The sequence below is a fragment of the Agathobaculum massiliense genome, assembly GCF_900291975.1.
GTDB lineage: Bacteria > Bacillota > Clostridia > Oscillospirales > Butyricicoccaceae > Agathobaculum > Agathobaculum ammoniilyticum.
The window spans coordinates 1,108,330-1,124,501 of sequence record NZ_OMPN01000001.1; the positions used below are offsets into that span (position 1 = coordinate 1,108,330).

General features: G+C 59.6%; 16 protein-coding genes and 1 tRNA gene. 10 read left to right on the forward strand and 7 right to left on the reverse strand.

All coding sequences use genetic code 11. The features are described 5' to 3' along the window. Nucleotides 1-105: 105 nt before the first annotated feature. On the forward strand, nucleotides 106-1,455 hold the full coding sequence (locus DBQ51_RS05775; protein WP_107631001.1) for an MATE family efflux transporter: 1,350 nt from the start codon (nucleotides 106-108) through the stop codon (nucleotides 1,453-1,455). Nucleotides 1,456-1,524: 69 nt separating this feature from the next. Here the strand turns inward: DBQ51_RS05775 and ytvI are convergent, their stop codons facing one another. The 4 genes from ytvI to rplM form a co-directional block, all read right to left on the reverse strand. Next, nucleotides 1,525-2,598, reverse strand: coding sequence for a sporulation integral membrane protein YtvI (gene ytvI, locus DBQ51_RS05780; RefSeq protein WP_054326725.1), 1,074 nt, complete (start codon nucleotides 2,596-2,598; stop codon nucleotides 1,525-1,527). A gap of 301 nt (nucleotides 2,599-2,899) precedes the next feature. Next, nucleotides 2,900-3,901, reverse strand: coding sequence for a copper amine oxidase N-terminal domain-containing protein (locus tag DBQ51_RS05785; protein ID WP_107631002.1), 1,002 nt, complete (start codon nucleotides 3,899-3,901; stop codon nucleotides 2,900-2,902). 160 nt (nucleotides 3,902-4,061) lie between these two features. Next, on the reverse strand, nucleotides 4,062-4,469 hold the full coding sequence (gene rpsI / locus DBQ51_RS05790; protein ID WP_054326723.1) for a 30S ribosomal protein S9: 408 nt from the start codon (nucleotides 4,467-4,469) through the stop codon (nucleotides 4,062-4,064). Between the two features lie 15 nt (nucleotides 4,470-4,484). Then, nucleotides 4,485-4,913, reverse strand: coding sequence for a 50S ribosomal protein L13 (gene rplM, locus DBQ51_RS05795; RefSeq protein WP_054326722.1), 429 nt, complete (start codon nucleotides 4,911-4,913; stop codon nucleotides 4,485-4,487). A gap of 264 nt (nucleotides 4,914-5,177) precedes the next feature. On the opposite strand from rplM, the gene DBQ51_RS05800 reads away from it, so the two are divergent. After that, the gene (locus tag DBQ51_RS05800; RefSeq protein WP_054326721.1) at nucleotides 5,178-5,918 is read left to right on the forward strand and encodes a tRNA 2-thiocytidine biosynthesis TtcA family protein; all 741 of its coding nucleotides are present in this window, start codon (nucleotides 5,178-5,180) and stop codon (nucleotides 5,916-5,918) included. Between the two features lie 112 nt (nucleotides 5,919-6,030). Continuing rightward, nucleotides 6,031-8,010 (forward strand): fructose-1,6-bisphosphatase, encoded by a 1,980-nt coding sequence (locus DBQ51_RS05805; protein ID WP_107631003.1) that lies wholly within the window; start codon nucleotides 6,031-6,033, stop codon nucleotides 8,008-8,010. A 69-nt stretch (nucleotides 8,011-8,079) separates the two neighbouring features. Here DBQ51_RS05805 and DBQ51_RS05810 read toward each other — a convergent pair whose 3' ends face one another. Then, a complete protein-coding gene (locus tag DBQ51_RS05810; protein ID WP_054326720.1) occupies nucleotides 8,080-9,861 on the reverse strand; it encodes an S-layer homology domain-containing protein in 1,782 nt (593 codons plus the stop codon). A 36-nt stretch (nucleotides 9,862-9,897) separates the two neighbouring features. Further along, complete coding sequence (locus DBQ51_RS05815) at nucleotides 9,898-10,782, reverse strand: hypothetical protein (RefSeq protein ID WP_107631004.1); 885 nt, start codon at nucleotides 10,780-10,782, stop codon at nucleotides 9,898-9,900. 191 nt (nucleotides 10,783-10,973) lie between these two features. Here DBQ51_RS05815 and DBQ51_RS05820 point away from each other — a divergent pair. Beyond that, nucleotides 10,974-11,047 (forward strand) — tRNA-Gly (locus DBQ51_RS05820). A gap of 80 nt (nucleotides 11,048-11,127) precedes the next feature. On the opposite strand, the gene DBQ51_RS05825 is transcribed toward DBQ51_RS05820, so the two are convergent. Then, nucleotides 11,128-11,541 (reverse strand): putative ABC transporter permease, encoded by a 414-nt coding sequence (locus tag DBQ51_RS05825; RefSeq protein WP_054326719.1) that lies wholly within the window; start codon nucleotides 11,539-11,541, stop codon nucleotides 11,128-11,130. Nucleotides 11,542-11,663: 122 nt separating this feature from the next. Here DBQ51_RS05825 and DBQ51_RS05830 point away from each other — a divergent pair, with 122 nt between their 5' ends. From DBQ51_RS05830 to DBQ51_RS05855, 6 genes are all read left to right on the forward strand, one after another. Beyond that, on the forward strand, nucleotides 11,664-12,512 hold the full coding sequence (locus DBQ51_RS05830; RefSeq protein ID WP_159068082.1) for a glycoside hydrolase family 25 protein: 849 nt from the start codon (nucleotides 11,664-11,666) through the stop codon (nucleotides 12,510-12,512). Between the two features lie 237 nt (nucleotides 12,513-12,749). After that, complete coding sequence (locus DBQ51_RS05835) at nucleotides 12,750-13,646, forward strand: 4Fe-4S dicluster domain-containing protein (protein ID WP_277997733.1); 897 nt, start codon at nucleotides 12,750-12,752, stop codon at nucleotides 13,644-13,646. Nucleotides 13,647-13,760: 114 nt separating this feature from the next. After that, nucleotides 13,761-14,225 (forward strand): MarR family winged helix-turn-helix transcriptional regulator, encoded by a 465-nt coding sequence (locus tag DBQ51_RS05840; RefSeq protein WP_054326715.1) that lies wholly within the window; start codon nucleotides 13,761-13,763, stop codon nucleotides 14,223-14,225. Next, nucleotides 14,218-15,162: an AEC family transporter gene (locus DBQ51_RS05845; protein ID WP_107631007.1), complete on the forward strand. Its 945-nt coding sequence runs from the start codon at nucleotides 14,218-14,220 to the stop codon at nucleotides 15,160-15,162. Before DBQ51_RS05840 ends, DBQ51_RS05845 begins: the two co-directional genes overlap by 8 nt. A gap of 37 nt (nucleotides 15,163-15,199) precedes the next feature. Beyond that, the gene (locus DBQ51_RS05850) at nucleotides 15,200-15,691 is read left to right on the forward strand and encodes a GNAT family N-acetyltransferase (RefSeq protein ID WP_107631008.1); all 492 of its coding nucleotides are present in this window, start codon (nucleotides 15,200-15,202) and stop codon (nucleotides 15,689-15,691) included. Between the two features lie 74 nt (nucleotides 15,692-15,765). Then, nucleotides 15,766-16,143 (forward strand): DUF5655 domain-containing protein, encoded by a 378-nt coding sequence (locus DBQ51_RS05855; RefSeq protein ID WP_242977842.1) that lies wholly within the window; start codon nucleotides 15,766-15,768, stop codon nucleotides 16,141-16,143. The last annotated feature ends 29 nt before the right edge of the window (nucleotides 16,144-16,172 follow it).

The following is a 16,172-nucleotide window of genomic DNA, read 5'->3' on the forward strand; positions in this document are numbered from 1 at the left end:
GAGGGCGAGTCATTCGCGGGAAATGATAAGCCGGATAAGGTGACAGGCTGGGATGCCTGTTCCTTATCCGGCTTTTTTAACGCCCGCAAAGGGAGGTTCAAACACATGAATTTGCTGACAGACAGCATTCGTCCGCTGTACTTCCGGTATCTGGCCGCAGCGTTCGGCAGCGCGCTCATCAGCTCGATTTACGGCATCGTGGATATGGCGATGGTCGGCCAGTACCAGGGGCCGGATGGCACGGCGGCCCTGGCCGTGGTCGCGCCGGTATGGAACATCATTTACAGCTTCGGCCTGCTGGCGGGCATCGGCGGGTCGGTGCTGTTCTCCACGCTGCGCGGCAGCAAGGGTATGCGGCACGAGGATGAAAACGAGTACTTTACCGCCGCGCTCGGCCTTGCGGTGCTGTTCTCCGTGCTTTGGTGGGGCATCGTCGCGTTTTTCGACGCGCCCATGCTGCGGCTGTTCGGCGCGTCGGACGCGCTGCTCCCACTCGCGCAGGATTACCTGCTGCCCATCAAATTCACCGTTCCATTTTTCCTGTTCAACCAGATGCTCGCCGCATTCCTGCGCAACGACGGCAGCCCCGCCCTGGCGACTGCAGGCGTGCTGGCTGGCGGTATCTTCAACGTCTTTGGCGACTGGTTTTTCGTATTCGCCTGCGATATGGGCATTTTCGGCGCGGGCTTGGCGACCGCGATCGGCGCGGGCATTTCTTTCTGCGTGATGCTGACGCACTTTTTTTCGCGCCGCTGCACGCTGCGGCTGGTGCGCCCGAAGCGGATACTGCTCCAGACCCAGCAAATCCTTGTCACCGGCTTTTCCACGTTTTTCATCGATGTGGCCATGGGTATCCTCACCATGCTGTTCAACCGCCAGATCATGCGCTATATCGGCACGGACGGCCTGGCGGTCTACGGCATAATCGTCAATATCAGCACCTTTGTCCAGTGCTGCGCGTACAGCGTAGGACAGGCCGCGCAGCCCATTCTCTCGCGCAACCTCGGCGCGCGGGCATGGCGGCGTATCCGGCAGACGCTGCGCTATGCGCTGTATGCTGTGGCGTTTTTCAGCGTCTTCTGGACCGCGCTGGTACTCGCCGTCCCCAACGGGTTCGTGCGCGTGTTCATGTCCCCGACCGAGAGCGTACTCGCCGCCGCGCCCGCCATCATGCGCAGCTATGGCATCTCGTTCCTGCTGTTGCCGCTTAACATCTTCTCCACCTACTATTTCCAATCCCTGATGAAGCCGGGCGCGGCGTTTATCGTGTCGGTCGCCCGAGGGCTTGTCATCAGCGGCGCGCTGATCTATGCGCTGCCCGCGTTCGCCGCGCCCGGGGCGCTGTGGTTCGCCATGCCGGTGACCGAGCTGATCGTGGCGGTATTCGTCGTGCAGCGCATGGCGCGCTACACCCGCACGCTCGGCAAAGCGCCCGCCCCGTCCACCTCCCGCTGACCGCACCTCAAAAGAAATGACCGCCCGCGGGCGGTCATTTCTTTTGAGGTGCATGCTTTTCGGCAAAGCCTATTTGAATATTTTGATCGTCCCCTGCTCATTGAGGTAGCGTAGCAGCGACAGGCCAATCGGGAACCCGAACAGGCCGACCACGCCGAACAGCTGTGCGCCGAGGAACAGACTCGCAAGCGTCGCCACCGGATGCAGGCCAAGCTGGCTGCCCACGATCTTGGGTTCGATGATATTGCGGATGATCGTGACCACGATATATACCGCGAACAGCGCCAGCGCGAGCTTGAACTCGCCCTGTATCGCCGTGATGGCTGCCCATGGGATCATGATGCCGCCTGTACCGAGCACGGGCAGGATGTCAAAGACCGCAATCAGCAGCGCAATCACCACCGCGTTTTCGATCCCGACGACCGTCAGGCCGATGGACAGCTCTACAAATGTGATCGACATGATGAGCGCATACGAACGGATGCAGACGAACAGCGTACCTGTGACATAGGTCTTGATCTCCCAAAACACCTCCTGCGCCTTTTCGCTCATCTGACGGATAAAGAAACCGGTGATGCGGTCGTAGTCCATAGCGATAAAAAACGTGGAAATAATCATGAGCAGGAGCTTGATGAACAGCCCGGGCAGGGAACCCGCCAAGCTGTACAGCACGCTGATCGTTCCGGCGGACAGGCTGGACACCAGCTGGCCGAGCGATTCCACGAACTGCCCCCAGAGTTGTTCCAGGGAAGCGATCAGAGATTCGTCAATACTCAGGACGGACTGCTCAATTCCGCTGAAAATGCTCATGAGCACAGGCTCCACCCGCGCGGTGTAAAAGCCGGGCAGCCCACGCAGGAAGTCTCCGGCAGCGGAAAACGCCTTGATCCCCAGCAGCGCCAGTAGCAACCCAATGGTGCAGTAAAATACCAGCACCAGCGCGATCGCCGCCGCTTTCCGGCTGATATGCAGCTTATGCGAGGCAAAGCGGATCGGCCGCTTGAGCAGGTAGGCAAGCACGAAGCCGATCACGAACGGCGCGAGCAGCGGCAGCGCGTATTTGAGCAGCACGACCGCGAGCAGCAGCATGATGCCGAAATACAGGGTATTGACGATAAACGTTCTTTTTTTATCCAGATTCATGGAAACACTCCCAGCCGCGCGCAGGGCAGACAACAGAAAAAGGCATGCCCCACCGCCCCTTCCTCCAAGGGGACAGGTATGCCTTGCTTACTCCTTATCGGTGTGGTTTACTGTTCGTCCGCAGGATTGTCAGCGGTGTCATTCCTGGTTTATGCGGTCCCTTTCGCGGCATTTTTCCTTATTATAGCGGCGGCGTCCCTCCCTGTCAACCGAAGGCGGACAATATTAACCGCATCTTAACGGCCGGACGGCATGTCGCCGCACAAACAGGAAAGGCGCGGATGCCCCGCGCCTTTTCCGCTTATTCCATTCTTCCGCTCAGGTGCATGACACTTCCCGTCAGCGCCTGTCCGGAGTGACCCAGCCGCGTGAATACCTCGGCCGGCACCCAGCTCACGCCATCCACTTCGTAGGAGGCCGCCCCCAGCGCCAGGCCGCTGCCGCCGTCGCCCAAGCTGTACCGGTCCTCTCCCAGCCGGATATCCGCTGCGGCGCTTCCGTCCAGTGAGAGCCGAACGCTCTCATCCACTCCATCCCAGGATACGGTATAGCCCAGCGCCTCCGCGACCGCGCGCACCGGCACCATCGCCACGCCATTTTCCACACGGCCCTGCGCGATTGCAATATCGCCGCCAGTCAGGATGGTAAACGTCCGGTCCTGCTGGGGCAGAAGCACGACTTTCTGCGCGGCCGTCTGCCCGGGCATGGACAACGCCACGATGTCATACCAAGCGACGACCGTTGCCCCCATATGCAGGTCCGCGGCCTCCGCCGCCTCGCCATACAGCGTCTGCACCGGCGTCTGCGCGTCCACGCTGACGACCAAACCCGCGTTATCGGTCAGGAAGCGCACCGTTTCATCGCGATACAACACCTCCACATCCAGCAGGTGCGGCGTAACGCCCTCGTCCGGATGGGTGACGACCAGTTCCGCATGGGTCTGCGGCGGGATGCTTCGGGTCATCTCCGGCTCATAGGTGACAAGCAGGGTGTCACCGGTTTGCAGCGCGTCTGTCTGGCCGCTTACATCGGTCATACGCTTTACCGTGCCATCCCGCGCGTCCGCCAGAAAGGTATCCTCGCCCAGCATGAGCGTCAATTCATCCCAGGTGTCGGTCTTAACGGTGATCCGCGGCACCAGCGTGATATCCCCCTCATGAACCGAGGTATGCACCTCCACGATCTCCGCCTGCTCCGTGATCCGATAGGGCTGCGGCTGGTATGGCTCTGCGGGCTGTTCCGCCGCGCCTGCGGCCGTCCCTAGCAGCATCGCGCCAAGAACGCCTGCTATGATTCTCTTCATACGAGTCTCCTCCTTTTTCGTTGTGCCTTTTTGACGGAGCGCGCCCGCCTAAGGTTCCATGTTTTTCAATCGAAGTCAAATTTTTTTGCCGCACGGACAGAAAAAAGCACCCGAAAGCTTTGGCTTTCGGGTGCTTGCCTGTTCTGCGGAAATACAGGCGTTAGCGCTTGGAGAACTGCGGAGCGCGGCGTGCAGCCTTGAGGCCGTACTTCTTGCGTTCCTTCATGCGCGGGTCACGGGTCAGGAAGCCCGCCGCCTTGAGCGCGGGGCGGTACTGCTCAGCGTCCGCCTGCAGCAGCGCGCGGGCGATGCCGTGACGGATCGCGCCGGCCTGACCGGTAAAGCCGCCGCCGGAAACCGTGCATTCCACGTCGAATTTGCCGGCGGTGCCGGTCGTCTCAAACGGCTGACGGCAGACCATCTTCAGCGTCTCAAGGCCGAAGTAGTTGTCGATCGTGCGGTTGTTGATCTTGATCTCGCCGGTGCCGCCCGGGAACAGACGAACGCGGGCAACGGAGGACTTTCTTCTGCCGGTGCCGTAGAAATAAGCTTTCTTAGGTGTATACATCAGTTGGTTCCTCCCTTACTTTTCCCAGTTCTCGGGCTTCTGCGCCTGATGGTTGTGGTTCTCGCCCGCGTAAACCTTGAGACGGGTCGCGGACTGACGGCCGATCGAGTTCTTCGGCAGCATGCCCTTAACGGCCAGCTGCATCGCGAACTCCGGCTTCTCCGCCATCAGGGTCTTGTACTGGACCTCTTTCAGGCCGCCGACCCAGCCGGTGTGGTGGCGGTAATACTTCTGGGTGAGCTTCTTGCCGGTCAGAACCGCCTTGTCCGCGTTGATCACGATAACGAAATCGCCGCAGTCAACATGGGGGGTGAACTCAGCCTTGTGCTTGCCGCGCAGCAGCATGGCGGCGGTAGCGGCGGTGCGGCCGAGCGGCTTGCCCGCGGCGTCCAGCACATACCACTTACGCTCGACAGTCTCTGCCTTAGCCATAAAAGTAGACATGTTTTCTTCCTCCGTTTTTTATATCAAAAGTAATTTGACAACATTTTCATGCGCTCCAAGCGAGCATATCTATTAAAACATATCATTTCCGGCAAGTCAAGCGGTTTTTTCAAATTTTATCTGCAATCCACAATATTCTCCGTTTATCTCTTGTTTTCTCTTTCATGCTCACTATTTCTCGTTTTGAATTTCAAATTTTGTATTTGCTTCCGCGCGCGTTTTCTGATATAAATAATAGGTATTTAACGGAAACGAGGCCGCATCATGCAGAAAATGCTTTCCTACGTCCGCCGCGCGGTGGACCACTACCATATGATTGAAGAGGGCGACCGCATCGCGGTTGGCGTGTCAGGCGGCAAGGATTCGCTCGCGCTGCTCGTCGCGCTGGCGAAGTTGCGGGCATTTTACCCCCAAAAATTCGAGATCGTGGCCATCACGCTCGAGATGGGCTACGCGGAGATGGATTTCTCTCCGGTCCAGGCGCTGTGCGACGAGCTGGGCGTGGAATATATCCGCATCCCGACCCAGATTGGCCCGATCATCTTCGATATCCGCAAGGAGGAGAACCCCTGCGCGCTGTGCGCCAAGATGCGCCGTGGCGCGCTGCACGAAGCCGCGAAGGCCGCCGGCTGCAAAAAGGTCGCGCTCGGCCACCACTTTGACGACGTGGTGGAGACCTATATGCTTTCGCTGTTTTATGAGGGCCGCATCTCCTGCTTCCAGCCGGTAACCTTTCTTGACCGCACTGGAATCACGCTCATCCGGCCGCTGCTGTATACGCCGGAGTACTATGTCCGCTCGTTCGCCGCGCGGCATGTGCTTCCGATCGTGCATAACCCCTGCCCCGCGGACGGCAACACCAAGCGGCAGGAGATCAAGGACCTGCTTAAAAGCCTTGAACAGACCATGCCCGGCCTGCGCGAGCGGATTTTCGGCGCGATCCAGCGCTACCCGCTGAAGGGCTGGGCGCCCGACCGCACGCGCACCCCCAAACGGCCCAAATAGAAAAACCGCCCTGGGCGGTTTTTTTCATTTTTTACACAAATCCCTTTGAGTTCCGTCCGGTTTTATGTCATACTGGAATCAGACCAAACCACATGCAGAAAGAGGCGTTTTCATGGACAACCGCACCGAAAGACAGAAATACCTGCGCCTGCTCGCACAACAGTATCCCAACGTGCGCGCGGCCAGCAGCGAGATCATCCACCTACAGGCCATCCTCAGCCTGCCCAAGGGCACCGAGCATTTCATGAGCGATCTGCACGGCGAGGCCGAGGCTTTCGTGCATATCCTGAACAACGCTTCGGGCGCTGTGCGGGAAAAGGTGGACATCGTGCTGCGCGACGCTCTGCCCGCGGACGAGCGCGCGCGGCTCGCCACGCTCATCTATTATCCGGAGGAAAAGCTTTCCGAGCTGGCCGACGCGGCCCCTAACCGCGCGGAGTGGTACCGCATCACCCTGCGCCGGCTGATCGAGATCTGCCGCCTGTGCGCCTCCAAATATACGCGCGCCAAGGTGCGCCGCGCGCTGCCCGTCTGGAACGGTGACATCATCAACGAGCTGCTCAACAAAAACAATGATATCTTCAACAAGCGCGAGTATTTCGACACGGTTATCGCCTCCATCATCGAAACCGACTGCGCGGAGGAATTCATCATCTCCATGTGCAACCTGATCAAGCGCCTGGTCGTCGACCACCTGCACATCGTGGGCGATATTTTTGACCGCGGCCCGCGCGCGGACATCATCATGGACCTACTGATGGAGCACCACTCGGTCGATATCCAATGGGGCAACCACGACGTGCTGTGGATGGGCGCCGCCACGGGCAGCCGCACCTGCATCGCAACCGTCCTGAGCAACTCGATCACCTACAACAATCTGGATGTCATCGAGACCGGCTACGGCATCAGCCTACGCCCGCTCGCGCTGTTCGCGGATGAAACCTACCGCGGCTCGGACATATCCTGCTTTCTCCCCAAGACCGTGGAGGAGGGCGAGCAGTCCAAGGTGGATGTCACCCGCGCCGCGCGCATGCACAAGGCAATCGCGGTCATCCAGTTCAAGCTGGAGGGTCAGACCATCATGCGCAACCCCTCGTTCCGCATGGACGACCGCTTGCTGCTCGACAAAATCGACTTCTCAGGCGGCACGGTGCGGCTCCCCTCGGGCGTTTACCCGCTGCGCGACTGCGATTTCCCGACCATCGACCCTGCCGACCCCTACCGCCTGTCCGAAGCCGAGGCCGAGCTGATGGGGCAGCTCAAAAACTCGTTCCTGCGCAGTGAAAAGCTCCAGCGTCATATCCGCTTCCTCTATTCCAAGGGCGGGCTGTACAAGTGCTTCAACGGCAACCTTCTGTACCACGGCTGCATCCCGATGGACGACAGGGGAGAATTCCTCACGTTCTCGTTCGGCGGGAAAACGCTTTCCGGCAAGGCGCTGATGGACTGGTGCGAAACCGCCGCGCGACAAGGCTATTATGCCCGCGAGGGAACGCCGGAGCGGCAGTTCGGCAAGGATTTCCTATGGTTTTTGTGGTGCGGGCGCAACTCCCCCTCGTTCGGCCGCGACCATATCGCAACGTTTGAGCGCCGCCTGATCGCCGATCAGGCGACCTGGGCCGAGCCAAAAAACCCCTACTATTCCTTCTACAACGAGGACGCCGTGTGCGTGCGCATTCTGCGCGAATTCGGGCTGGAGGGCGAGCACTGCCATATCGTCAACGGCCATGTGCCGGTCAAGACCAAGGACGGAGAAAGCCCGATCAAGGCGGGCGGCCGCCTGATCGTGATCGACGGCGGCTTCTGCCGCGCGTACCAGCCCACCACCGGCATCGCGGGCTATACGCTGGTATACGATTCCTGGGGCATCCACATCACGGCACACGAGCCGTTTCCAGGCAGACGCAACGCCATTCGGGACAACAAGGATATCCTGTCCACCTCCATGGCGTTCGACCGGTCAGAAAACCGCATCCGCATCAGCGAGACCGACAACGGCCGCGCGCTTCAGCAGACAATCGACGACCTCAAGGACCTGCTGGCCGCGTTCCGGCGCGGCGAGATCAAGGAGGATAACAGCGGCGCCGAATAGGCGCCGCCCGTCCGTCCACACACAGCAAAAAACCGCAGCCTGACGGCTGCGGTTTTTTCATAGCAACGCTTACTCCGCTACGGCGATCGAGCGGAAATTTTCCAGATAATAGTCCGCGTTTTCATCATCCATGATTACGCAGACCAGATTGCCGACGCTGTCGATCTTGACGTTTTCGTCCGCCACGCCCACGCAGATCCACTTGCGCGGGTCCACGCTTTCGGCCAGCTTGCTCTTGGCCGCGTCCACGTCCGCACCGTCCGCAAGGCGGAGCAGGACCACCGAGTGCGCCTGCGAGGTGATCGCGGACTCGGAGGCAAGGCCGGCCTCAAACGCGATATCCTCGGTGCCGAGGTACCACTGCAGCCCGCGGCTCATGCCGTCCGCGCCCATGCCGCTGTACAGCGGAGTCTGCATGACCATGCCGCCGTACGGCTTATTGCCATAGACCTTTTCCATCAGCGAAACCAGAGCGGCGTCCGCCTCCGGCTCCTGCGGTTCCTCCGGCGACTGAGGCTCGTCGGATTTCTTGTAGCCCCATTCCGCTTCGCCGTAGGGCTTCATAAACAGGTCGTAGTACTCGTCATAACGGGCGGCGTAAACACTCTCGATCTGCGGGTCGAATGTATAGGCTGTGCCGTCGATTGTGATCTCGGTCCAAGCGTGTACCGATTCGCTGCCCTTGGGGCTGACGCCCGTGCCGACGACCGTCTTGGCATCATAGCCGACCTGGCGCGCCAGATAGGTGAACAGGGATGCCCAGGAGTAGCAGTTTCCCCTGCCCGTTTTGAGCATGTTGATCGCCTGCTCGATCTCCCAGCCGGCCTTGGAGGTATCGACCTCGCCAATGCCCAGATAGCCAAACGAACCCTTGGCGTACAAGTATACCGCCCTCAGGCGCTCCATCTGGGTCAATCCGTCCTTCAGCACGTTGCCCACCGCCGGAGCGAGCAACCGATCCAGCTCCTCCGAGCCGGTCGTGTAGCGGCCGTTACGGTCCAGCTCCAGATTGTCGATCACCACGTTGTGATCAAACTGCCCGTCCGCGTTGACATGGAACAGCATGCCGCTTATGTTCTGCCAACCTTCCGCCAGACCGGAAACCTCCCTGTCAAAGCCGGTCCAGCTCTCGATCCCGTCGGTTATCTCATATTCGTGGTCTGTGGTCGCTTCCAGCATGTCCAGATAAGCCCAGTGCGTATCCGGCACGTCCGGCATGATGCGGATGCCCTCGCTGGTAGCAGCCGTCACCGCGTCGCCCGCACGGCCCAGCACGCGGTTGAGGATGGCGACGGTTTCCGCGCGGGTGATCGGGTCGTCCGGCCGGAACAGGCCGGACGGGTCGCCGGAGATCCAGCCCTGCGCCAGCGCGGTCTGCACCGCGCCGTGCGCCCAGTGGGAGGCGGGTACGTCGGCAAACGTCCGCTCCGTGCCGATATCATCATGCGGGAAGCGCGCGAGGATGGTGACGAACTCCGCGCGGGTAATCGCCATGTCCGGCAGGAACGTGCCGTCCGCATAGCCGCTCACCAGGCCGAAGCCAGCCATCTGGCGCACCGCGTCCGCGTACCACGCGGAAACGTCCACATCCGTGAACAGATGATCCCCGTTTGCCGCTTTTGTGGTCAGGAGTGAAGCGATCAGCTTGCACGCCTCCGCGCGGATGATCGGGATATCCGGCCGGAACGTGCCGTCCGCATAGCCGTTCATATACTGCATGTGGTCGGCCGTATTAAGCTGCGGCACGGGCGCGCCGTCTGTTTCATTCGAGGCGGCGGCGCATGCGGAAATCGGCAGTGTCGTTACCGCCATCAGCGCCGCAAGCGAAGCCGCGGTCAGTCTTTTTTTCATGTGTTTGGGATTCCCCTTTCCTGATTCTCTGAAGGGTTAGACGGAGCCGCCGCCGTCCGGTTCCCTGTCCCCCGCGTTTTTTTGTGTTTTTTCCGTTTTATCCTGCTGCTCCGCCTCATCCGGATCAAGCACGATGGGGATAAGCGACGCCGCCAGCTTCCCCCTGCCGCGGGTCTTGACGTAAAAGAACCCGATCGCGGAAAAAATGACCGCGCCGACAAAATTCACCAGCAGATCCTTCATCGTGTCGATCAGGCCGATATCCAGATAGCCGCCTGGGAACTGCATCCAGTCCTTCCCGTTAACGATCAGGCTCTCGATCGGTTCATGCACGACCGTGTTGAGACCCGTGGGGTTGAGGGACACGGAATTGACCGTTTGGACGAGGAAATCCTTTTGCATATCCGTTCCGAAAAACTGATCCATGCCGAATTCAAAAAACTCCCACAAAACGCCAACCGTCATGGAAAAGCAGAACGCCACGATCGCCAGGAACAGCGGCGACAGCTTAAAGGAAAACCGCTCACTCCGGTTGAACAGATCGATCAGGGAGAAGCCGACCGCCGCGACCAGAAAGCCGTTGATAGTGTGCAGCATGGTGTCCCAGCCGGGTATGATCGTATAAAACGAGTTGATTTCGCCCAGTATTTCCGCCGCATAGATAAAGCAGTAGATGATCCCCTCCATCAAAGGCGGGATATCGATTGCCAAGCTGCGCTCGATCAGCATGGGTACGCAGAACAGGATCAGCGCGAGCAGCGCCACGAACATATTCTCATAGCGGTGCATGAAAGCCGAACGGATGAACGTCAGAATGATAAAAAAGGACAGCACGCCGCGGATGGTCAGCCGCCGCCGCACCCGCCTGCGCGTTTCTACCGCGCTTTCTGCCTTTGCCGGTTTATTTCTTCTTTTGAACATGAGCTCTCCTCTCCGCCGGTCTGTGATTTCCAACTATCATACAGTATAGCATACCACGCGGCAAAAGGAAAGGATGCTTTCCCCGCTCTTTTTTGTCCGCCGCCCTGCCGGCCGCCTCCCCCAAATTTTATTTCGTTTCAATCCGGCTCTTGACAAATAGCGCGCCGGCGGTTACAATAAAAGCGTTATCCGCGGGTGTAGTTCATCGGTAGAACGGCAGCTTCCCAAGCTGCATAGGTGGGTTCGACTCCCATCATCCGCTCCATATCCCGAAAGGCCCCCCTGAAAACAGGGGGGCCTTGTTTTACCGGCTTGCCCTTCCGGCGCTGGTCGGGATGCATTCCCTTATCGCCATACCGCTATCCATATGCGGTTCGCCAGGGCGTGCAGCCCGTCCTCCAGCCTTGCGGCCACGGCGCTCAGAAGCAGCCATGCCAGGCTGTAAGGCAGGCAGATCTGCCCCATAAAATTGAGGGGCATATCGCTGTAATCCCACACATTCCATCCCAGCCACCTGTTTACGATCAGCCCCGTCGCCAGTTCCAGCAACGTCACCGCCGCCGCGCCGGCCGCAGCCTGCGCCCAGAGCGGCGGCGCGCAGCCCTGCCGCTCGTTGAGCCGCCCGATCACGACAAAGCACACGCCGCCCAGCAGCAGCATGGTCGGATGGCTGCGGCCGCGCCACAACACCTCTATCCCCATGTAGACCAAGCCGCCCAACACGCCGAACACGGCATGCTCCACAACCGATCGCTTCATTTCTTCCCCCTCCTGCCGCCTGTCTAACCGCCTGATCGTCGAAATCCTGCGTTTTTTGTGGAAAAACAAAATTCCCTGTGGTATAATGCCTTATATCCTAACCAATGCTTCAAGGAGTGTCTATGAGTCAGCCTCTTTACCCCCGCCGGCCGCAGCGCCGCGCGAAAAAATCCAGGCGGCTGCTGCTGTTGGCGCTGGCCGCTGTTTTCCTCGTGTCTACCGCAGTAACCATATTCGTGGCATACCACGCCCACCACAGCATCATCAAAAACGCGCTCGGCCTGCGCAATATCCAGGTGGATCATGTCCTGCTGCAGACCGGCAGCCCGTTCTATACATATGAGGACAGCGGAAAAAATATTATCGCCTCGCCGGGCATCGACGTTTCCACCTTCCAAGGGGAAATCGACTGGCAGGCGGTCAAGGAATCGGGCGCGGAATTCGCCATCATCCGCGCCGCCTACCGCGGCTATGAAACCGGCCGGCTCGTGCCGGACGATACGTTTGAAAAAAATATCCAGGGCGCCGCGGACGCCGGCCTGCAGGTGGGCGTCTACCTTTACTCCCAGGCCCTGAACGAAGCCGAGGCCGAGGAGGAGGCCGATTACCTGCTCGATTTGATCCGCGACTATCCGGTCGGGTATCCGGTTGTATACGACCAGGAGGAATACTCAGCGGGTCAGACGCGGACGGACGGCCTGAGCGGCGAACAGGCGACGCTGAACGCGCTCGCTTTCTGCCGGCGCATTTACAAGGCCGGCTACTTGCCCATGATCTATGTCAATACCGACTGGGCGCACAATATGTACGATATGGAAAAGCTCGACCACTATCCGGTCTGGTATGCGGACTATACGGCAAGCCCCTCCCTTCCGGGCGGCTTCGCCATGTGGCAGTATACGGACGAGGGCCGGATTTCCGGCATCGAAGGGCCGGTCGACCTGAACCTGCTGTTCCTGCCCGCGGAATGAGCATCCGGCAAACCAGCCTCCTGCGGAGGCTGGTTTTTTTATAAATCCCCCAATCATGGGAGCCTATGCCGTAAAAGGCTGATATTACCACGCCTGCTTGAGATTATAATTGCTATCCCCGCATAATCCTGTTACAATAAAAACAAAGACAGTGTGCGGTCCTTTCACATGTGCCGCCGCGTACCGGCGCGGCGCGCCGCACAGCGCCCCAACCGCATCAGGACAAGGAGGAATATTATGAACACAGCGGGTACGATCCCCTCCGCCGAGGATATCAAGCGCGTTAAAGGGCTTGGCTTCCTGCGGGATAAGAACACAAAGGATTGCTTTAACGGCCGCGTCATCACCCGTAACGGTAAGATCACCGCCGCGGAAAGTCGCGCGATCGCCGAAGCCGCCGAGCGCTTCGGCAACGGCGAAATCGCCATGACCACCCGCCTGACCGTTGAGATCCAGCATGTCCCCTATGACAATATCGAGCCGATGCGCGCGTTCCTCAAGGAGTACGGCCTGGAAACCGGCGGCACCGGCCCAAAGGTCCGGCCGGTCGTTTCCTGCAAGGGTACAACCTGCCAGTACGGCCTGATCGATACCTATGCGCTCTCGCGCGAGATACACGACAAGTTTTTTATCGGCTGGCATGAGGAGCGCCTGCCGCACAAGTTCAAGATCGCGGTCGGCGGCTGCCCGAACAACTGCGTCAAGCCCGACCTGAACGATATTGGCGTCATCGGCCAGCGTGTACCCGCCCACGATATGGACAAGTGCCGCGGCTGCAAGGTCTGCCAAATTGAAAAGGCCTGCCCGATCGGCGCCAGCAAGCTGGGCGACGGCAAGCTGGATTTCAACAGCGAGGCTTGTAACCACTGCGGGCGCTGCTACCAGAAGTGTCCGTTCGGCGTGGTCGGCGCCAAGGTGCAGGGCTATGCGGTCTATATCGGCGGGCGCTGGGGCAAGCGCACCGCTATGGGCCGCAAGCTCGACCGCATTTTCACCGATAAGGACGAGGTGCTCGCGGTCATCGAACGCGCGCTGACGCTGTTCCGCGACCAAGGCAGGCAGGGCGAGCGCTTTTCGGACACCATCGCCCGCCTGGGCTTTGAAACCGTGCAGCAGCAGCTTCTCGCGGACTGAGCTTCCCTGTTTTTTCGGGCTTCCCCCAAAAGGGAAGCCCTTTTTATTGCTTTTTTTGTTTTGGTATGCTAATATTTAGTTAGTATAAGTAACTGATGGGAAGGCGGTGCATATATGGCCAGCGCAGAGCAGCTCAATTCCTTTCTGGTCGATATGTTCGGCCGCATCAATAAAATTGAGGAGCGCGTCATGGCAGAAGGCCTGGGCAGCGCGGTTTCGATCACCGAAATCCATATCATCGAAAAAATCGGAGCGCTTGAGCCGATCCGCATGAGCGAGGTCGCGCGCTCAATCGGCGTCACGCTGGCCACCCTGACCGTGGCCTGCGACAAGCTGGAGGCAAAAGATCTCGTGCGGCGCTCGCGCGACAAAAGCGACCGTCGCGTGGTCAACGTCACGCTCACCGACAAGGGTCGCGCGGCTTACGAATACCACCGCGCGTTCCACGACCGCATGATCGCGTCGGTCATGGACACGCTCTCGCCCGAGCAGGCTGCTATTCTGGCGCAGAGCCTGGAAAAGCTGCAGGACTTCTTCCAGCAGGAAGAGGCCGGAATGGGGGGCGCCGCAAATGGATAACCTGATTTTCTGTCTCAACGCCACCGTACCAATTTTTGTCCTGATTATTTTGGGCAAGCTGCTGCAGCGGTGGCATTTTTTCTCTCCCGCCACGATGAAGGATATGGACAACCTGGTGTTCAAATTGCTGCTGCCCATTTCTCTCTTCCGCAGCATCTCCTCTAACAGCATCGCCGAGCAGTTCGACCTGCGTTTTTTCCTGTTCTGCTTCTGCGCGACGCTGCTCTCGTTCTTCGTGATCTGGGCGGGCGCGAGCCTGCTGCTGCCCGAAAAGGCCATGGTCGGCGCGTTCACCCAGGGTGCTTTCCGCGGCTCCCAGGCGATCCTCGGCATGGCTTTTATGATGAACCTTTACGGCAACGCCGGCCTAGTGCCGTTGATGATCCTGGCAAGCGTACCACTGTTCAATATTTTCTCGGTCGTTGCGCTCACGCTGAGCGCCGCCGGACCCTCTCAGAAAAAGGGGCTTGCGGGCCGCACGCTTCACGGCGTAGTCACCAACCCCATCATCCTCGGCATCCTGATCGCGCTGCCGTTCTCTTTCCTGCAGGTCGAGTTCCCCGCCATGGTGGCCAAAACGCTCGACGCGCTGGCAAACTGCGCCACGCCACTCGCCCTGCTCAGTATCGGCGCGAGCTTTGAGGGCGCCAAAGCGTTCAAGAAGATCGTACCAACCTCGGCTGCGTCGTTCATCAAGCTGGTCGGCCTGCCGATCGTGTTCCTGCCGGTTGCTGTCTGGATGGGCTTCCGCGGGCAGGCGCTTGTGACCATCCTGATTATGCTTGGCACGCCCGCCCCTCCGGCCGGCTACGTTATGGCGAAAAAGCTGCACGGGGATGCGGAACTCGCCTCCTCCATCGTTGTTGTGACCACCGCGTTCAGCGCGGTGACGCTGACCGTACTGCTGTACATCGTACGCGTGCTCGGACTGGTCTGACCGCCGTGTCCGCACGCAGCCAAAAGGAGTCTTCACCATGGATATTATTGTCAAAAAATTTGAGCCGTCGCTGAATGCGGCGGCGGTCGCAATCTGGAACGAGGTCGTCGAGGAGGGCATGGCTTTCCCGCAGACCGAGACGCTCGATCATCCCTCCGGTCTGGCGTTCTTTAGCGAGCAGTCCTTTACCGGCGTTGCGGTCGATCAGGAGAGCGGCCAGGCCGTCGGCCTTTATATCCTGCATCCCAACAACGTGGGCCGATGCGGCCACATCTGCAACGCGAGCTATGCCGTAAAAAGCGGGCTGCGCGGGCAGCATATCGGGGAGACGCTCGTGCGGCACTGCATGGAAGCCGCCAAGGACCTCGGCTTCCGTGTGCTGCAATTCAACGCGGTCGTCCGCACCAACGCGCCCGCGCTCGCGCTGTACCGGCGGCTCGGCTTTGTACAGCTCGGCGTCATCCCCGGCGGCTTCCGCAGGAAGGACGGCCGGTACGAGGATATCATCCCGCACTACCATGTTCTGTGACCGTATATATCATTGACATTATCCCTTCATACTGGTATTGTAAAGATAACAATGCCAGCATGGAGGGATTTGCTATGCCGGATTTTTCTGCGATGGATGTACTGCGTTTTTTTGACCGCCGCCCGCGCGAGCTTGAACTGTACCAGGCTTTTGCCGCCAAGGTGCTGGCTGCCCGTCCGGATACCCATATCCGCGTGCTGAAAAGCCAGATCACCCTGGAAAACCGGCACGGGTTTGCGTTTGTCTCCCTGCCGCGCCGCAAGGTCGGCGAGCCGTCTGTCGTGGTCAGCATCGGGCTGCCGTACCGGATATCCTCACCGCGCATCTGGATGGCGGTCGAGCCGTACCCCAACCGATGGACGCACCATCTACTTCTCTCAGATGAGACACAGCTCGATGCGGAGCTGATGGGCTGGATAACAGAAGCCGCCGCATTTGCGGCGGCCAAATAAGCCCACTTTTGGCCACACCCTGCAAGGAG